Origin of the sequence: Hymenobacter sp. AT01-02, from assembly GCF_000961955.2 — a bacterium.
GTDB lineage: Bacteria > Bacteroidota > Bacteroidia > Cytophagales > Hymenobacteraceae > Hymenobacter > Hymenobacter mucosus.
The window spans coordinates 1-18,587 of record NZ_JZIR02000035.1 but is presented as its reverse complement, the minus strand read 5'-3'; the positions used below and the strand labels follow the sequence as shown (position 1 = coordinate 18,587).

General features: G+C 56.1%; 15 protein-coding genes and 1 pseudogene. 9 read left to right on the top strand and 7 right to left on the bottom strand.

Features of this window, described 5'->3' with window-relative positions:
• Positions 1 to 3: 3 nt before the first annotated feature.
• The 3 genes from VI25_RS12695 (at position 4) to VI25_RS12685 (ending at position 2,598) form a co-directional block, all read left to right on the top strand.
• Positions 4 to 750 carry a hypothetical protein gene (locus VI25_RS12695; protein ID WP_055562545.1) on the top strand — a complete coding sequence of 249 codons (747 nt, stop codon included), beginning with the start codon at positions 4 to 6 and terminating at the stop codon, positions 748 to 750.
• A 190-nt stretch (positions 751 to 940) separates the two neighbouring features.
• On the top strand, positions 941 to 1,711 hold the full coding sequence (locus VI25_RS12690) for a ChaN family lipoprotein (RefSeq protein WP_316934325.1): 771 nt from the start codon (positions 941 to 943) through the stop codon (positions 1,709 to 1,711).
• A gap of 248 nt (positions 1,712 to 1,959) precedes the next feature.
• Positions 1,960 to 2,598, top strand: a complete 639-nt coding sequence (locus VI25_RS12685) for a hypothetical protein (RefSeq protein ID WP_045687439.1) — start codon at positions 1,960 to 1,962, stop codon at positions 2,596 to 2,598.
• An 84-nt stretch (positions 2,599 to 2,682) separates the two neighbouring features.
• Here VI25_RS12685 and VI25_RS12680 read toward each other — a convergent pair whose 3' ends face one another.
• The 3 genes and pseudogenes from VI25_RS12680 to VI25_RS12670 all read right to left on the bottom strand — a co-directional run bounded on the left by VI25_RS12680 (position 2,683) and on the right by VI25_RS12670 (position 6,747).
• Entirely contained in the window at positions 2,683 to 3,411 is a 729-nt protein-coding gene (locus VI25_RS12680; RefSeq protein WP_055562544.1) for an MIP/aquaporin family protein, read from the bottom strand.
• Positions 3,408 to 4,957: pseudogene (gene glpK, locus VI25_RS12675) on the bottom strand (glycerol kinase GlpK). Before glpK ends, VI25_RS12680 begins: the two are co-directional and overlap by 4 nt.
• A gap of 167 nt (positions 4,958 to 5,124) precedes the next feature.
• Entirely contained in the window at positions 5,125 to 6,747 is a 1,623-nt protein-coding gene (locus VI25_RS12670) for a glycerol-3-phosphate dehydrogenase/oxidase (protein WP_045687440.1), read from the bottom strand.
• A 252-nt stretch (positions 6,748 to 6,999) separates the two neighbouring features.
• On the opposite strand from VI25_RS12670, the gene VI25_RS12665 reads away from it, so the two are divergent.
• From VI25_RS12665 to VI25_RS12650, 4 genes are all read left to right on the top strand, one after another.
• The gene (locus VI25_RS12665; RefSeq protein ID WP_045687441.1) at positions 7,000 to 7,764 is read left to right on the top strand and encodes a DeoR/GlpR family DNA-binding transcription regulator; all 765 of its coding nucleotides are present in this window, start codon (positions 7,000 to 7,002) and stop codon (positions 7,762 to 7,764) included.
• A 78-nt stretch (positions 7,765 to 7,842) separates the two neighbouring features.
• Positions 7,843 to 8,793, top strand: a complete 951-nt coding sequence (locus VI25_RS12660; protein ID WP_045687442.1) for an MBL fold metallo-hydrolase — start codon at positions 7,843 to 7,845, stop codon at positions 8,791 to 8,793.
• 126 nt (positions 8,794 to 8,919) lie between these two features.
• Positions 8,920 to 11,022 carry a glycoside hydrolase family 97 protein gene (locus VI25_RS12655; RefSeq protein ID WP_045687443.1) on the top strand — a complete coding sequence of 701 codons (2,103 nt, stop codon included), beginning with the start codon at positions 8,920 to 8,922 and terminating at the stop codon, positions 11,020 to 11,022.
• Between the two features lie 121 nt (positions 11,023 to 11,143).
• Entirely contained in the window at positions 11,144 to 12,538 is a 1,395-nt protein-coding gene (locus VI25_RS12650; protein WP_052694997.1) for an alpha-amylase family glycosyl hydrolase, read from the top strand.
• A gap of 91 nt (positions 12,539 to 12,629) precedes the next feature.
• On the opposite strand, the gene VI25_RS12645 is transcribed toward VI25_RS12650, so the two are convergent.
• Together VI25_RS12645 and VI25_RS12640 are read right to left on the bottom strand one after the other, a co-directional pair.
• Positions 12,630 to 14,825, bottom strand: coding sequence for a penicillin acylase family protein (locus tag VI25_RS12645; RefSeq protein ID WP_045687444.1), 2,196 nt, complete (start codon positions 14,823 to 14,825; stop codon positions 12,630 to 12,632).
• Positions 14,826 to 15,009: 184 nt separating this feature from the next.
• Positions 15,010 to 15,363, bottom strand: a complete 354-nt coding sequence (locus VI25_RS12640; RefSeq protein WP_045687449.1) for a HesB/IscA family protein — start codon at positions 15,361 to 15,363, stop codon at positions 15,010 to 15,012.
• Positions 15,364 to 15,632: 269 nt separating this feature from the next.
• On the opposite strand from VI25_RS12640, the gene VI25_RS12635 reads away from it, so the two are divergent.
• Entirely contained in the window at positions 15,633 to 16,169 is a 537-nt protein-coding gene (locus tag VI25_RS12635; RefSeq protein ID WP_045687445.1) for a hypothetical protein, read from the top strand.
• An 86-nt stretch (positions 16,170 to 16,255) separates the two neighbouring features.
• Positions 16,256 to 16,786 carry a 5' nucleotidase, NT5C type gene (locus VI25_RS12630; protein WP_045687446.1) on the top strand — a complete coding sequence of 177 codons (531 nt, stop codon included), beginning with the start codon at positions 16,256 to 16,258 and terminating at the stop codon, positions 16,784 to 16,786.
• A gap of 80 nt (positions 16,787 to 16,866) precedes the next feature.
• On the opposite strand, the gene bshA is transcribed toward VI25_RS12630, so the two are convergent.
• Positions 16,867 to 18,006, bottom strand: coding sequence for an N-acetyl-alpha-D-glucosaminyl L-malate synthase BshA (gene bshA / locus VI25_RS12625; protein ID WP_045687653.1), 1,140 nt, complete (start codon positions 18,004 to 18,006; stop codon positions 16,867 to 16,869).
• Between the two features lie 267 nt (positions 18,007 to 18,273).
• Positions 18,274 to 18,587 (bottom strand): serine hydrolase (locus VI25_RS12620; RefSeq protein ID WP_152981605.1); only part of this gene is annotated, 314 nt, incomplete at its 5' end.

The window sequence follows — 18,587 nt, the reverse complement described above, 5'->3', positions numbered from 1 at the left end:
GCAATGCTCAGCTCGATTCAGGCACCAGCCAATTTGTACAGTGCTCCACCGGCTGGCCTGGCCGTGGCGTTTGCCCTAATCACGCTCTTGGCGGTGCTGTGGTTTTGGGTGGCCGCGCGCCGTAGCAACCCCAAGCAGGCCCGAGTGCTATTGGTAGGGCTGCTGCTGTGGATGGCCGCGCAAGGATTTTTTGCGAGCCTAGGCCTGTACCAAGACCTAGCTGCGCGGCCGCCTCGGTTATTATTGCTCGCCATTTTACCTGCACTGTTGGCTATAGTAGCTGCCTTTACCACGGCGCGCGGCCGTCGGTTTATCAATGGTTTGCCATTAAGCACGCTAACCTACCTAAATGTGGTGCGCATACCGGTGGAGCTGGTGCTGTATGGCCTGTTCTTGGCGAAAGAAGTGCCCGAACTCATGACTTTCATGGGCCGCAACCCCGATATTCTGGTGGGACTTACCGCGCCGTTGCTTGGCTTGTGGGGATTTACGCGCCCGCGGCTGCCGCGGGAGGTCGTGCTGCTGTGGCACGTACTGGCCCTGCTACTGCTACTGAACATTGTCTTCTGGGCAGTAGTGGCCTCTCCGGTACCATTCCAGCAGGTGGCCTTTGCCAATCCGAACGTAGCGGTGCTGAAGTTCCCGTTTGTGTGGCTGCCCGCCGTGGTGGTGCCCATTGTGCTGTTTGGGCACTTGGTTGTGCTGCGGCAGTTAAGCAAGGCCCCGGTGCCAGCCAGCCTAGCAACCTAGGTAGCAGGTAGCACCTCTATACGCCGCACTTTCAGTGGCTGCTTCAAACAAAAGCAGCCCAATTAAGGTCATTACCCTGAACGCAAAGGCCCCGACGTACACGCGCGTCGGGGCCTTTGCGTTATGAATTGCCCGTACCTTTGAACACGCCTGCCGCCCTTGGTAACGCCGAGTGCTGGGCCTTCCACCGATGAAAAAAGTATTCCTATTTCCTCTGCTTTTCCTGCTGCTTAGCTTGGGGCTGCGCGCCGACGATAAACCGGCTTATCGCCTGTTTACGGCCACGGGCAAGCCGGCTACCTACGATAAGATGCTGAAAGAGCTGGCTGCGGCAGACGTAGTTTTCTTCGGGGAGCAGCACAACGACCCGATTGCTCACTGGCTAGAGCTACAGCTTACTAAGGACCTGCTGCGTGTAAAGCAAGGACAGCTAGTGCTGGGCCTGGAAATGTTTGAGCGCGACGTGCAGCCCCTGGTAGACCAATACACTACGGGCGAACTGTCGGATAAGGACTTCGAGGAACAAAGCCGCCCCTGGCCTAACTACGGTACCGACTATAAACCACTGCTGCACTTAGCCAAGCAGCAGAAGTTTCGGGTGGTAGGTACTAACGTGCCGCGTCGGTTTGCCTCTCAGGTAGCTAAGGGTAGTCTCACGGCGCTCAATGACTTGCCCAGTGCCGAAAAAGCCTGGGTGGCTCCGCTTCCCCTGACCGTTGATTACGAGCTGCCGGGCTACAAGAATATGGTGAAGATGTTTGGTGGCGACGCGGCCCACGCTGCCGGTGTGCAGAACATCATCCAGGCCCAGGCGCTAAAGGATGCCACCATGGCCTACTTCCTCAACCAGGCCCGCCCCGCGGGGCACTTGCTGCTGCACCTCAATGGCGCCTACCACTCCGACAACCACGACGGCATTCTGGCTACTTGCGCCAGCAAAACCCCAAACTCCGCGTGCTGACCATCAGCACCGTGTCGCAGGAGCAACTGGGAAGGTTGGACAAGGACAATGAGCAAAAGGCTGATTTCGTGCTGGTAGTGCCCCAGGACATGACCAAAACCTACTAGGCCGCGCCTACGCTGATTTCTTGTCGCCAAGGCAAATCACATTGTGCAAGGAAACGCGAGCCGTTGAGAAAAGCCACTTATAAACGTACCGGCCCTACTTTCGGGCCGTACAAGGGCACTGGCTCTTCTCTCTTCACTCGTATGATCTCCACGCAAGACTTCACCGCCCTGCCCGACGCAGCCACCTTACAGCGCCTCTGCCAATCCTTGGCCGTTCTCGATGCCATTAACTCTCCGGACCCGGAGTACCGCTACTATACCTACAATTCCGACTGGGATGAGCAGGAAACCGTGTTTGAAATGAACGACGGGGAAGGCGACCAAATGCTGGTACTGTTTCGGCCAGAAGGCTGCGTAATCAATGGTTTCCTGGCGGAATACGACCAGCCCGACAAATCCCAGGTGACCCGCGGCCTGCCCGACGCGTTTGAAGAATTTATCTTCGGCGAGCCGGTCAACTCCATCGGTACTACATTTTGCCTCTGGTACACGCCCGCCCACGGCTGGCAAACCGGCATTGTTGAAAGTGAAGACGATGGCTCGGAGGAATTGCTTTACATCTTCGACAACAACCCCGAAACCTACGCCGGCTGGGCCAATGAGTATTACCTCGATGAAACCGAGCGGGAGCCCATTGAAACAGAAGCCGTAGCTCCCATCTACCAGCACCAGCCGCTGACGAAAGCTGCCGCCCTTGCTATCAACAATGAGTTGGATGACTGGACCCAGCTAGCAACCGATTTAGAAGGAATTGGCTACGCGCACGAGCTGACTAGTTAGACATCTGGTCAGTGCGTATGCTACACTAGCGGGAGTAGGAACAAATCTATAAAGCAGCGGGGCGCCGGGCTGGTTGCGAGGCCACTACCCTAAGAGCAGGTGCAAACCTGCCGCTAGTGCCCCGCCCAGTAGTGGGCCTGCTACCGGAATCCAGGCGTAGGACCACTCACTAGAGCCCTTGCCCCGTATGGGAAGCACTGCGTGGGCAAGACGAGGGCCCAGGTCGCGGGCGGGGTTGATAGCGTAGCCTGTGGTTCCTCCCAGAGCCAAGCCTATTGCCCACACCAGCAAAGCCACGGGTAAGGCCCCCACTGAGCCCAAGCCAATGGCCGCGCGTGTACTCGTAATTTCGGCGCCCGTAATATACAGCACGGTGAACACGAGCACTAGGGTTCCAACCACCTCACTTAGCAGGTTGAAGGGATGGTTGCGAATGGCCGGGCCAGTGCAAAACACGGCAAGCTTCAGCAGGGGCTCTTCGGTGCGGTCGAAGTGGTCTTTGTACAGCACCCATACTAGCGCCGAGCCCACGAAGCCGCCAGCCAACTGAGCAGCTATGTAGCCAGGGGTAAGTTCCCAGGCAACTTTGCCGGCCAGGGCGAGCCCTAGTGTAACGGCTGGATTCAGATGCGCCCCGCTAGCTGGCCCCGCTACTACTACGCCCACAAATACGGCTAGGGCCCAGGCCGTTGTAACAACCATCCAGCCGCTGTTGTGTCCCTTCGTGTCCTTTAGTACTACGTTGGCAACCACACCATCCCCTAGTAAAATGAGAATAGTTGTCCCAATAAACTCTGCCGCAAGCGGGCTCATGAGGCAACGGCCGTTTCGGGCTGGGCAGCAGTAGCAGTAGCTACGGGGCGGTGGCCGCCCTTCGCCCACACTTGCAGCGCCTGCACGGCCCGGTTCCAGTTGTCGATACCTTCCTCAATACCTGCCCGATTGGCCTTGGGCTCAAACGAAGTATCGGACTGACCTAGGGCTTTAATTTCCTCCACACTCTCCCAATAGCCCACGGCCAAGCCTGCCAAGTAGGCTGCGCCTAAGGCCGTCGTTTCGGTGATGCGCGGACGGGTTACTTTCGTGTTTAGCACATCTGCCTGGAACTGCATGAGCATATCGTTGGAGGAAGCGCCGCCATCCACGCGCAGCTCCGCAATGGGTAGGCCCGAGTCGGCTTCCATTGCCTTTAGCACGTCCATGGTTTGGAAGGCAATAGCTTCTACCGCCGCCCGGGCAATGTGGGCCGCCTTAGTAGCTCGGCTCATGCCAAAAATGACGCCTCGGGCATAAGGGTCCCAGTAGGGCGCGCCCAGCCCGGCAAAGGCAGGCACGAAATACACACCATCGGTGCTGGTTACCTGGCGCGCTAGCTGTTCAACTTCCGCTGAGGTTTTGATAATGCCTAGGTTGTCGCGCAGCCACTGCACCACGGCGCCCGCAATGAAAATACTACCCTCTAAGGCATACTGCACCTGCCCGTTTATCTTCCAAGCTACCGTCGTCAGTAGGTTGTTATGGGATACTTTCGGTTCCGAGTCGGTGTTCATCAGCATAAAGCAGCCGGTGCCGTAGGTGCTTTTCACCATGCCCGGACTAGTGCAGAGCTGTCCAAAGAGGGCGGCCTGCTGGTCGCCGGCAATGCCCGCAATCGGGATTTTGGAAGCGAAGACGGTTGTTTTCGTTTCCCCATATACCTCGCTCGACTCTCGTACTTCGGGTAGCATACTGCGCGGAATGTCGAATAACTGTAGTAGCTCTTCGTCCCACGCCAAGGAGTGAATGTTGAACAGCATGGTGCGCGATGCATTGGTGACATCGGTGATGTGCAGCTCGCCCTGGGTGAAGTTCCAAATCAGCCAGCTGTCCACGGTGCCAAAAGCTAGTTTACCTGCCTCGGCCTTTTTGCGCGCGCCTTTCACGTTGTCCAGAATCCACTTCACCTTGCTGGCCGAAAAGTAGGCATCTAGTAGCAAGCCCGTTTTCGAGCGGATTAAGTCTTCGTGGCCTTCTTCCCGCAGTTGGTCACAGTATTCGGCTGTGCGGCGGTCCTGCCACACAATGGCGTTATAGACCGGCTTACCTGTTTTGCGGTTCCACACCACTACGGTTTCGCGCTGGTTGGTAATACCTAAGGCTGCAATGCTCTTCCCGTTTTGCCCCGCTTTCACCGTGCTTCCGCCGCTACCCCCGCCTGGGTCGACCAAATTTCCAAAGGGTCGTGCTCTACCCAGCCCGGCTTCGGGAAAATTTGAGTGAATTCTTTTTGTGCCTTTGACACGATGTGTCCTTTATGGTCAAACAGAATTGCGCGGGAGCTAGTCGTGCCTTGGTCGAGAGCAAGAATATACTGGGCCATTAGGAAGGGAAGTAAAGGTGGGAGGGAAGAACGAAAGAAAACGAAACAAGGGCGCTGCCACTGGCCACAAGTAACCTAGCAGCATCTTAGCTGAAGCAGAGTAGCAACTACATACTCTGCCTACTGGCCAGTGGCAGCCCGCTTTGCAAGAGAGCGGCGGTAGCAACCTATGCGGCTGCCGCTTTCACGGGTGCTGGCTGGGATTCTAGCAAGTAGTGCTGTGCTATGGCTGTAAAGGCCGCTACCTGTTGCTGTTCCCAGCGTTGGTCGTGGCCTAGTTCCTGGGCTAGAAGGGCGGCTACCTCTGGTGCCATGCGGATGGCGGCGGGCGCATCAAGGAAAAGCACCCGGACGCGGCGGGCCAGCACATCTTCCACCGTACGCGCCATTTCGTAGCGGGCTGCCCACACCACCTCGGCCTTCAAAAATTCGAGAGACGCGTCAAGTTTCTGCCCTAGCTCGGGTTGCTGAACAATGAGTTGCTGCAGGGCCGGCTGGTCGGTGCCGTACACGTACAGGTGGTTGCTGCGGTCGGGGGTGGGTTGGGCGCCGTGAATGGGCATTTGGGCCGTGGTGCTCTTGGCAGCCGGTAGCTTACCCAGGGCAATAGCTTTATCTACGGTGTCCTGGCCCATGCGGCGGTAGGTAGTCCACTTACCCCCCGTGATGGTGATAAGTCCCGCCTCTGACACCAGAATTTTGTGGCTGCGGGAGATTTCCTTGGTTTTCTCCGAGCCGGCCTGCGGTGCGGCAAGAGGCCGCAACCCCGCGAAGATGCTGAGGGCGTCGCTGCGTTTGGGCGCCCGGGTAAGGTAGCGAGCAGCCGTGCGCAAAATGAAGTCAATTTCTTCCTCTAACGCTTGCGGCTCCTGGCTGTGCTCATTCAGGGGCGTATCGGTGGTGCCAAGCACCACGCGGTTGTGCCACGGCACGGCAAACAGTACCCGCCCGTCGTCGGTCTTGGGAATCATGATGGCATCATCGCCGGGCAGGAAAGACTTGTCGAGCACGATGTGCACGCCTTGGCTAGGACGTACAAGCTTTTTGGTACCAGGCTTGTCCATTTGCAGAATGTCGTCTACAAAAATGCCGGTTGCATTCACCACGGCCTTGGCCGTTAGCTCGTAGGTAGTGCTGGTTTCCTGATCGGCGGCCATTACCCCCGAAATCTTGCCTTGGGTATCTTTCAGCAACCCGCGCACCTCAAAGTGGTTGAGCAGCGTGCCACCCCGCTCTACAGCAGTCTGGGCTAGGTTTACGGCTAGGCGGGCATCGTCAAACTGTCCATCGTGGTACAAAACGCCTCCTTTCAGGCCATCGGCTTTGATATTGCCCAGGCGCCGGAGGGTTTCCGTCTTACTAAGGTGTTTAGAGGCCCCTAAGCTGAGCTTGCCGGCCAGCAAGTCATACATGGTGAGGCCAATAGTATAGAAAGGGCCGCCCCACCATTCGTAATTAGGAATGATGAAATCTTGGTTTTTCACTAGGTGAGGGGCATTTTTTAGCAGTAGCCCCCGCTCGTATAACGCCTCGCGCACCAGTGCTACGTCACCCTGAGCTAGGTAGCGGACGCCCCCATGCACCAACTTAGTACTGCGGCTGCTAGTACCCTTGGCATAATCTACCTGTTCGAGGAGCAATGTTGAATAGCCACGACTAATGCCGTCTAGTGCGACACCCAGGCCAGTGGCCCCACCACCAATTACAATCAGGTCCCAGCTTTTTTGGTTGGTCAGCTGCTGTAAGAGAGCAGAACGTTGGAAGCGGGTAGTTGTAGTATCGTTTCGCATGGCTTTGTCAAACGGTGTGATTTCGTGCTATGTTGTATAAAGATAAGTAAACGAAACAAAAGGAAACAAGTTTCATGTTTACTACTAATCAAAGGCTTTCTTATTCTGTTGTTTAGAAATCGGGCTATTGAGAGAACATGAGGCCATTTTGTAAGTTTTGTTTCGTTTTGTGTAGCTTTTGCTTTCGCAATATGTTTCGTTTCTACAGGATGGAAGCTAGCAACTCTCATCAAACCGGATACTTTTGCCTGAATGAATCCAAGTGTAAAAAGACACCAGCTAATTTTGCAGCAGTTGCAGGAGCATAAACACGTGGAGGTGCCCGACTTGTGTGAGGCGCTAAATGTGTCGGCGGTAACGATTCGGAAAGATTTGAAACTGCTGGAGGAAAAAGGGCTGCTATTTCGTACTCACGGCGGGGCTGCGCTGGAGAATCCCTACATCAAAGACCGACCAGTAAACGAGAAGGAGCAGCTGTTTGCGGAAGAAAAAGCAGCCATTGGGGCTGCCGCCGCTAGGCTGGTGGGAGCACAGGAGGCTATTATTATGGCTTCGGGTACTTCCATGCTGGCCCTTGCGCGGGCACTGCCCCCCAACCAGCCCCTCACCGTTATTACCTCCGCCCTCAACGTGGGGATGGAATTGCTGCGTCACCCTCAGATTGAGGTAATGCAACTAGGCGGCTACCTGCGGCATAGCTCTTCCTCCGTTACTGGGCCCTACGCCGAGCAAGTGCTGGCCGATATCTCCTGCAGCAAGCTGTTTTTGGGCGTCGATGGCATCGACTTAGATTTTGGTCTTACCACTACCAACAGCGGTGAGGCGCACCTCAACCAAGCTATGTTGCGCGCCGCCCAAGAAACCATTGTGCTGGCCGATTCCTCGAAGTTCGGCAAGCGTGGTTTCGGTCGTATTTGTGGCCTCGACCAAGTTCACCGCATCATTACCGATGCCGGTATCTCGGCGCAGGATGTCAGGAAGCTGGAAGAGCAAGGCATTGCCCTGACGGTGGTATAGAAGTTTCACACGTACTGTTCACTACGAAAGAAGTATTGCTGCCAGCCTGCTTCCGGGGCTATCTAACGCACGTATGCTATGCGCACATTTCTGTTTGCTGTTCTCCTGAGTTTCTTCCAGGCGCCAACTACTGAAGTAACCGCGCCCGCCTTCACTGTGGTACCGCTTGGGGTGAAAGGGGGGCTGGATGAAAGCAACCTCTCCGCCTATTTAGTAGCTCCGACGGGAAGCAGTGCCTACGTGTGCCTTGACGCGGGCACCGTGTACAGTGGGGTAGTAAAAGCCGTTGCCAACAAGGCCTTGGTGGGCCCAGCCGCCGCCGTGATACGTACCCATATCAAAGGCTACCTGATTTCTCATCCTCACCTCGACCACGTAGCCGGCTTGCTGCTCAACGCCACCGACGATACTTCTAAAACCCTGTACGGGCTGCCCAGTTGCCTTGCTACCGTGCAGAACGACTATTTCAACTGGCGCGCCTGGCCCAACTTCGGGAGCAGCGGTGCCGCGCCAAATTTGCGAAAGTACCAGTTGCGTGAACTAGTGCCCCAGCAGGAAACCCCGCTCGAAAACACCGGCTTAAGCGTGCAGGCCTTTGCTCTCAGCCACGGGAAACCCTACCAAAGCACGGCTTTCCTTGTGCGCAGCCAACGCAGCTATCTGCTCTACCTCGGCGACACTGGCGCCGACGCGGTGGAGCAAAGTGCAAACCTGCGTACCCTCTGGCAGGCTGTTCGGCCGCTAGTGCAGGCTCATCAGCTCAAGGCCATTTTTATAGAGGCCTCCTACAGCAATGCCCAGCCTGAAAAGCAGTTGTTTGGTCACCTTACCCCAGCACTGGTAATGCAGGAACTAGGTGTGCTGGGGGAACTGACGGGGGTAGCCGCCCTGCGGGGGATGCCCGTTGTCATTACCCACATCAAACCCACTGCGGGCAACGAGGAAGTTATTCGCCAGCAACTAGCGCAGGCCAATAAGCTGCAAGTGAAACTCGTGTTTCCGGAGCAAGGGCAACAGCTGACATTCTAGAATCGGGCGCTACAAGCGGTAATGGACGAATATGCGCTAACCCAGAACTACAACCGGGCAACGGCGACCTAGTAGCTGTGGAGGGGGGCGGCGTAACTTACAGCTGCATTTGCTGCCCCCCTTTCCATGAAAATAGCTGCTCTTCTTCTCGTGTCTGCTGGCTTGAGCGTGCCAGCGCTGGCCCAAACCATTCATTCACCCGGCAACAAGCTCACCCTGAGCTTTCAACTTAGCCCTAGCGGCGAACCAACCTACCAGCTGCATTTTGGCGCGAAGACGGTTGTCAACACCAGCAAGCTAGGCCTGCTGCTCCAGAACCAGCCGGGTCTTGACCAAGGGTTTCAGGTAGCACGCATCGACTCCACGGTACACGATGCTACCTGGCAGCCAGTATGGGGCGAGGTAAAAAACATCCGCAACCACTACAAAGAACTGGCCGTGACCCTGGCCCAGCCCGCCGCGAACGGGCACCGCATGGTACTTCGGTTCCGGCTGTTCGATGATGGCGTAGGCTTCCGATACGAGGTGCCCCAGCAGCCAGGGCTCACGTACTTTGTGGTGCAAGACGAAAAGACGGAATTCAACCTGCCGGCCAACCACAAAGCTTTCTGGATTCCCGGCGACTATGACTCCAACGAGTACGCCTATACTACCTCACGCTTGAGTGAGGTGAACACCACGCCTATTAAGGCCATTGAGAAAAAGGCGGCGCCTACGCGCATCCAAACCCCGCTCATGCTCAAGTCCGACGACGGGCTTTACGTGAACATCCACGAAGCGGCACTCGTCAACTACTCGGCCATGATGCTGAACGTGGACACCAAAACCTTCGGCCTCACTAGCCAGTTGGTGCCCGATGCTACAGGTACGGGGGCCAAGGCCTACTTGCAGGCCCCGGAGAACACGCCCTGGCGCACCATTGTGGTAAGCAACAAAGCTCCGGAAGTGCTAGCCTCTAAGCTTATTCTTAACCTGAATGAGCCCAGCAAAGTAACCGATACCGGCTGGATTAAGCCCCAGAAATTTGTGGGCGTGTGGTGGGAGATGCAGGTAAGCAAGGCCTCCTGGAATTACTCCGACACTACCAACATCAAACTGGCCGGTACTGAGTGGAACAAGCTGAAGCCCAACGGCCGCCACGGGGCTACTACCGTCAACGTGAAGCGCTACATCGACTTTGCCGCCGCCCATCATATTCCGGGGGTGCTGGTAGAAGGCTGGAACGTAGGCTGGGAGGACTGGGTAGGGAACTGGAAAGAAGAAGTGTTCGATTTTGTAACGCCCTACCCAGATTTTGACGTGAACGAACTGCAGCGTTATGCAGCCAGCAAGGGTGTCAACATCATCATGCACCACGAAACCAGCGGCTCCGTCACGAACTACGAGCGCCGCCAGGATGCTGCCTACCGCTTCATGAATGAGCACGGCTATACTTCCGTGAAGACTGGCTACGTAGGCCGCATCATTCCACGCGGGGAGCACCACGATGGGCAGTGGATGGTAAACCACTACGTGCGTACGGCGCAGAAAACCGCCGACAGCCACATTATGGTTGATATGCACGAGCCCGTGCGCCCCACGGGTCTGCACCGCACGTATCCCAACTGGTTAGCCTGTGAAGCTGCCCGCGGCAACGAGTTCAATGCCTTCAGTGAAGGCAACCTGCCCGAGCACGAAACCATTCTCCCCTTCACCCGCCTGATGGGCGGGCCTATGGACTACACACCCGGCATTTTTAAGCTGCAGGGCTACGCTGCCTCCGCCCCGCAACGCCAGGTGCACACCACGCTTGCCAAGCAACTAGCCTTGTACGTAACCATGTACAGCCCCCTGCAAATGGCGGCCGACTTGCCCGAGAACTACAACGAACACCTTGATGCCTTCCGCTTTATTGAGGATGTACCGGTGGATTGGGACGACACGCGCATTGTGGCCGCCGAACCCGGCGACTACCTAACCATTGCCCGGCAGGCCAAAGGCAAGAACGAGTGGTATGTGGGGAGCATCACCGACGAAAAGGCCCGTACCCAAACGGTAAAGCTCGATTTCCTGACGCCCGGTACCACCTACGAGGCTACCATTTACGCCGATGGCAAAGGAGCCTCCTGGGATAAGAACCCCACGGCCTACCAAATCCGCAAGCAAAAGGTAAACAGCAAAACCACACTGAAGCTACAGCTAGCAGCCGGTGGTGGCGCCGCCGTGAGCATTAAGCCAGCCGGAAAGTAACCGGCTAAGTACTAATGCACTCCAGGCTAGTTGCAGAAACTGCATCAGCCCGTTTTAAATAAAGAAGTAAAAGTGGGCGCTAAGTAAGGCGCCCATGATATATACCTCATAGCTCCACAGAATGTCTTTCCTTAAACTAGCTATTCAGCATAGCTTGGCCATTACTATTGCAGCAGTTGGCACGCTAGCTGGCTGTAAAAAAGATAACGCGAATACTACCTCCGTTAAGCCCACACAGCCTACGATAGAGCAGTACGGAACTCCATTTGCGGGCGTGCCCAACCGCGAGGATGTAGTATTGTACCAAGTAAACATGCGGGCCTTTAGCCAAGCCGGCAACTTTGCGGGTGTAACAGCGCGCTTAGACTCTATCCGGGCACTAGGGGTGAATGTGATTTACTTAATGCCCATTTACCCAGTAGGCGCGGAAAAGTCGGTGAATTCTCCGTACGCCGTGAAGGACTACTCGGCTGTTAATCCGGAGTTCGGCACCTTAGCTGACTTGCGGACGCTCGTAGATGCGGCCCACGCCCGTGGTTTGAGTGTTATGCTGGATTGGGTTGCCAACCACACCAGCTGGGACAACGCCTGGGTCAAAACGCATCCCGACTGGTATTTGCGGAATGCTGCTGGCGTTATTCAAAACCCACCTAATACCAACTATACCGACGTTGCCCAGCTGAACTTCAATAATTCGGCTATGCGCCTAGCTATGATTGCGGCTATGAAATCGTGGGTATACACGGCCAATGTAGATGGCTTCCGGTGCGACTATGCCGATACGCAGCCCTCGGACTTCTGGAAGCAGGCAGTAGATACGCTACGCAACGTGAAGACCCATAAGCTGCTATTGCTGGCGGAAGGCACGCGTGGCAACCACTTTGGGGAGGGATTCGACTATACGTTCGGGTTCAACTTCTACGGCGGCTTTTGGGACGTATACCGGCGAGGTGCTGCAGCCACTACCTTTGACGCGCTGAATGCTAGCGAGTATGCGGGCGCTACGGGCACCCAGCAAGTAGTCCGGTACATCACCAACCACGACGTTAATGGCTCCGATGGAACACCCGTAGCGCTGTTTGGTGGCGAAGCCGGAGCAATGTCAGCCTTTGTTATTGCTTCTTGCTACAAAGGAGTGCCCATGATTTATAACGGTCAGGAGGCTGGTATGACTACGGCCATTACCTTTCCCTTTACTACTGTGAAAGTGGCCTGGGGTGCACATCCTGGCGTAACCCGCGCCTATAAGCAGTTGCTGGCCGCTCGTGCAAGCAGTGCTGCTCTGCGGCACGGAACGCCCACCGCGTACAGCACTACCGACGTATGCGCCTTTACCAAAACGGCCGGTAACGAGCAGGTGCTGGTGCTCGTGAATGTGCGTAATCGCACAGCTCAATATTCTGTACCCGCGGCGTTGGCCAACACTACCTGGACTGATGCGTTGCAAGGGGGCGCAGTAGCGGTAGGTACTCAGGTAGCATTGCCAGCGTATGGCTACCGAATACTGAAGAAGTAAGAGCTAGCTACACGAGCCTTCGTTCTACTATACGAAACAACAGCCCCGACCGCAAGGCCGGGGCTGTTGTTTTCTAGCCACGTATAGGCTACTACTGCCCCGGGGAATATGTGCGCTCGGAGTGTTGCTTCACGTCCTCAGGGTAGAAAAACACATCCTTAAAGTTCTCTTCGGCGTACAGCCCCGCCTGATCGGTGAAGTGGGGAGAGGTAGGCTGGTTGTTGTTGCCGCCGGCCAGCACGGAGCGGGCCTTGATGCGCGGGCCAAACTCCACCACCGCAATAAAGCTGTTGCCAACGCTGCCGTAGCGCTTTTTGGTGCCGGGGTAGGTACGGGAGCCAAAGGCAGCCAGAGAACCCCAGGCCGAGGAGGTGAAGGCTACCGGCAGGCTGGGCTTCTGGTCGTCGTAGGTTTCCTGAATATTGCCGGTAAAGCGCTGAAAGCGGTTTACGTCGCCCCAGGGCATCTTCCAGGTGCCGAAGTCGCGGGTGAGTTCCTCCAGGGTTTCCTGGAGGGCAGCAACTTTCTCTTGCGGGGAGGTTTTCGCAATGGCAAACTTGGTCAGGCTAATGTAGTCTAAGGGTTGGTTAGCAGGTACGCGCGTGCGGGCCAAGCGCAGAATTTTCTCGGCCCAGTAGGTAGCCAGCGTTTGCCCAACCGAGGCTTTGCCATAGCGCTTGTCCCAGGCCTGCACAACTTGCATAGCCTCTCCTACCTCACCCGTGGGTGGATTGGAGCTATCTACCACAAACTGGAAGTCCTTAGCCAGGGCTGGAATCAGTTCCTCAAAACCAGCTAAGTAGGGGTCCTTGGCGGCGGCAATGAGCGTGTCGAGGGTGAAAACTGATTTGCTGCTAAGCACGCGCACGGCATTAATACCACGGTAGTTTTCGGCATCGGGGGCCATGTAGGCGGGGTACTTACCGGGGGCGGGGCTGCTGGGCCCGGAAACGGTAAAGGGGGTAGAATTGCAGTTCTGAATCCAGCCGCTACTGGGGTTTTTCACTTGCACCAGGTCTGCAACCTTGTGCAGGCCTTGCCACTCGGTTTTGGGGTTGCTGCCATCTACTGGCTGGCTCCAGTCAAACTGCGGGTCGCGTTTGGGCATGAAGTTGCCGTGCCAGTAGGCAATGGTACCTTTACTATCAGCAAACACGGTATTGTTCGAGGCGTTGCCGTTCAGCTTCATCACCTTCTGAAAGCTGGCGTAGTCGGTAGCTTTTGTGCGCAAGTAGGACTGCTCTAAAGCTTCCAGAGGCGTATCCATCATGCGCACCGTCACCCATTTGTTGTCGGCTTGTTGACCAACCACGGGGCCGTGGTGAGTACGATACGTAGTAAATTGCTTCCGCTGAATTTTGCCGTCCTGGAGGTAGGGAATAGAAACGGTAGCCGTTTGCATGGGCCGCAGCTTGGTGCCGTAGCGGTAGTAATACTTACCATTCTTCTGCTCAACGGTCTCCAAGTACTCGTCCATGGAGTCGGCATAGCTAGAAGTGTGCATCCAGCCGCAGTGTTGGTTGAACCCTTGGTACACGAAAAACTGACCCCACGTCACGGCGCCGTAAGCATTCAAGCCAGCCTCGCTGGTTACTTGCACCTCAGGGCGGAAGTAGAAAGACGTGTGCGGATTGATGAGCAGCAGGGCACGGCCGCTGACGCTTTTGGCGGGCGCTACCGCAAACCCATTAGAGCCCACGGGTTCCCGTTCAAACTTCTCGAAGTCGGGCCTGACCCAGGAAGTAGATTTGCGGCTGCCGTAGAAATCCTTTAGACGCTCCAGGGGCACCACGCTGATGTTGCCGCCAATGCTGCCCTCGCTAAATAGCAGGGGCATCCAGGGCTGAAAGCGCCGCAGCAGCTTGGGCTGTACGGTGGGGTGGGTGTAGAGGTAGTAATTGGTGCCATCGGCAAAGGCCATGAGCAACTGCTTCATCCAAGCGGGGCTCTTGCGATATAAACTGATGGCTTGGGTACTATCCATAAACAGGCGGGCCCGCAAATCGTGATAAATAGCCGACTCACCTTCTACCTCCGCCAGCCGCCCAATGGCATCGAGGTAGTTCATTTCAACGCGGGCAAAGTCGTCTTCGCACTGGGCGTAAAGCAGTCCAAACACGGCGTCAGCGTCTGTCTTGCCCTGCACGTGCGGTACGCCCCAAGTGTCGCGCGTGATGGTTACGTGCTTGGCTTGTTGCTGCCAGCGGGCAATTTCGGCGGGCGTAAAGGCCTGCGCTTGCACGCCAGTTGCCGCCAGGATGAAACCAAGGGTAAGGAAAAAACGCATAGGGGAGCAGGGGGCAGAGTGAAAGAACCGCGCCTAAAATAGCCAGCTCTACTCACATACACCGCCCCCGGCCGGCTAGCTGCACCCATTTCTGTCAAAAGCAAAAGCCCCGGCCGGAGGGCCAGGGCTTGGTAAGCTAGTTAAGCAAACTACCTGCTCGGCGTGCCGGCAGCTAGGGGCAGGCTTACGCCGAAAACGAGGAGCCGCAGCCGCAGGTGCTTTTCGCCTGGGGGTTGTTGAACACGAAACCACGGGCGTTCAGGCCATCCTGGAAGTCAACTTCCATGCCCAGCACGTACATGGCATGTTTCTTATCCATGATGAGCAGCACGCCATCTAGGTCGAATGTTTCATCCTGTTCTTTGGCTTTGTCAAAACCGAGGAGGTAGCTCATGCCGGAGCAGCCGCCCCCCTGAACACCCACGCGCAGGCCGTATTCGGCGGGCACGTTTTTCTCGATCAGTATATTCCGAACCTCTTCCAGTGCGCGTGGCGTGAGGCTAATGGGAGCAAGTTTCGTGGAGACGGCCGTTGCCATAGTGTGTTCGTCTTTAGAGAAGTAAGGCGGCAAATATACGAAGCCTACGGTAGTCACCTCACATTCCTGGTCAGGACGTAGGCACTACACGAAACACAAGCTTCGTTTGGGGGTATAACAACGGATACGGCCCTGCGGTTCACGCTATATTTGCGTAAGCGCAGCGGCGCGGCTGGCAAGCTTGTGGCTTCGCGGCGCTTCTTTCTCTCACCGGTGGCATGCACTTCCCACAAGTGACATGCTGTTTTCTGCTTGGCCTACTCAGCCCCATGGATTCGACAGCGTATTTTTTCGAACTGCTCAAAATTATCTTGCCCGCTCTTATTGTAGCGGGAGCTATTTATTTTCTGTTTCAGCAGTTTCTGGAGCGCGAGCAGCAGCGTCGCCTCATTGAGATGCGGTTGGAAGCAAGCAAAACGACGTTGCCCCTGCGCTTGCAGGCGTTGGAGCGCATTACCTTACTGCTAGAGCGCATCACGCCCAACAACCTGCTAGTGCGCGTAAGTAGCGCGGGTATGTCGGCTGCTGAGTACCATCGGCTTCTGCTTCAAGAAATTCGGGCCGAAGTAGAGCATAATTTAAGCCAGCAGCTGTATATGCAGCCTGAAACCTGGGCTGCCGTGAAGCAGGCTCAGGAAAGCGTAGTCAACCTGATTAGCACCCAGTTTCGGACCCTGCCAAATGCCGCTGAGGCACGCGGCCCAGAACTCGCCCGCCGCATTCTGGAAAGCCTTATGACCGACCAGCCCGACCCTACGGCGGGCGCATTGCTGGCCGTGAAGCGCGAGGCCGTAGCCATGTTCTAACTCACTTTAATTTCTTGTACCTCTTAGTCGTCCTGCAAGTGCTGCCCGCAGCGCTGCAGGATGTTCTTTTCTAGCCCAGATAGCCCATGACGAAAAAACGCATTGCCGTAGATATGGACGAGGTCATTGCCGACTCCATTTCCCGATTTCAGGAGTGGTATGGCATCGACTTCCAACTGACGCTTTCGCTTGAGGAGCTGCGGGGCAAAAACTTTCATGAGGTAGTAGCGCCCGAACACCAAGACGCGTTGCGTGGCTACCCCAATCGGCCGGGCTTTTTTAAGGACTTGCCCGTAATTGCGGACAGCCAACGCATTCTGAGCGAAATAAACCAGCGCTACGAGTTGTTCATTGCCACCGCCGCCATGGAGTTTTCTAACTCCTTTCTCGACAAGTACAACTGGCTGCAGCAGCACTTTGATTTTATCCCGTGGCGCAACTACGTGTTCTGTGGTGACAAGAGCATTCTGAACGCCGACTACCTTATCGACGATAACGCGTTCAACTTTGAGCGTTTCCGGGGTGAGGGTATCCTGTTCGACGCCCCTCACAACGTTAATGAAACGCGCTACCGCCGGGTCAACAGTTGGCAGGAGGTAGGAGAAATTTTTCTGTAAACTACCACGGCTCAACCCGCAACGAGCCCGGCAACCGCAGTTGCCGGGCTCGTTGCGGGTTGAGCCGTTTTGTCAGCTTTCTAGGCCGTAACTAGGGTAGCATCAATAGCGCGCTGGTAGCAGGCTTCGTATAAGGGCACAATCTTTTCCACTGCAAAGGTTTCTGCGTGGGCGCGGGCAGACTCCTTGAAGCGGGGCAGGTTTTCATCGTCGAGAACGAACAGAGAGTTTTTTACCATGTCTTCTACGTCGCCGATGTTGCTTACCATGCCGGTAGTGCCGTGCTCATTCAGCTCGGGAATACCGCCGGCGTTGGTGCTAATAACGGGTACTTCGCACGCCATAGCTTCGAGGGCCGCCAACCCAAAGCTTTCCTTTTCCGAAGGCATCAGGAACAGGTCGGCAATGCTGAGCACTTCCTCCACGGCTTCCAGCTTACCCAGGAAGCGCACGTCGTTGCTGAGCAGGCCCAGGTCGCGGCAGATTTTCTCAATGCGCGGGCGGTCAGGACCATCACCCACCAGCAGGAGCTTGGCCGGAATCTGCTTGCGCACCCCGTCAAAAATGTGGACCACATCTTCCACGCGCTTCACCGAGCGGAAGTTGGACGTGTGCACTAAGAGCTTTTCGCCCTCTGGGGCAATGGCCGCTTTAAAGTGACCCTTATTCTGCTTCTGAAAACGGGCCAAGTTGATGAAGTTCGGGATTACCTCAATGTCCTTTTCAATAGCGAAGTACTCGTAGGTTTCCCGCCGCAGGTCTGCCGATACCGACGTGACGCCGTCGGACTGGTTGATGCTGAATGTAACCACGGGTTCGTAGCTAGCATCCTTGCCCACCAGCGTGATGTCGGTGCCGTGCAGGGTGGTGATGACTGGTACGCGAATGCCCTTGGTGATGAGTATTTGCTTAGCCATGTAGGCCGCCGATGCGTGCGGAATGGCGTAGTGCACGTGCAGCACGTCGAGGTTTTCATTCTGCACAATGTCCACCATCTTGCTGGCCAGCGCCAACTCGTAGGGCGGGAACTGGAACAGGGGGTACGGCGGGATGTATACCTCGTGGTAAAACAGGTTCTCGTTGAAAAAGTCGAGACGTACGGGCTGGCTGTAGGTAATGAAGTGTACGCGGTGTCCGCGCTGGGCCAGGGCCTTACCAAGTTCAGTAGCTACGACGCCGGAGCCGCCAAAGGTGGGGTAACAAACAATGCCAATATTCATGGGTGGTAGCGTGAACTGGGTGCTGAGCTGAGAGGCACGCACAAGCAAAGAGGAGGAAGGGGAAGAACAGAAACTAAGCGCCGCGGCAATAAGCAACTGACACCAAAGGTGCCCAACCGTTGCGGTTACTGGGCGAAGCGCGACATTAAATTCTGGTTACGCTGACGCTAGTGGCGGGTAGAATCATAAAAAACCGGCGGCAAGTCATCCCATTTGGATGCCTTGCCGCCGGTGCGGTCTAGTGAAGTACGGAAGTTTGACAACACATCATGTTTTCTGCAACGACTTGTAAATCACGTCGTGAATGCGAGTACGGATGTTATACTGACGTAGCTTGTTGTTGCCAGCGTCGGGGTACACGCGGTTAGAAAGAAAGATGTAGAGGATTTTGTTTTCGGGGTCCATCCACACGCAGGTTCCCGTGAAGCCCGTGTGGCCAAAAGTGCTGGCTGGCGACAGGTTGCTCGTGGGCCCTTCGGGCTTCGAGGGGTCGCCCCGGTCCCAGCCCAAGCCGCGACGGTTACCAGCTTCTTTGTTGGTAGCAAACTCCGTTACAATCGGCGACTGGAAAAAGCGCTGCC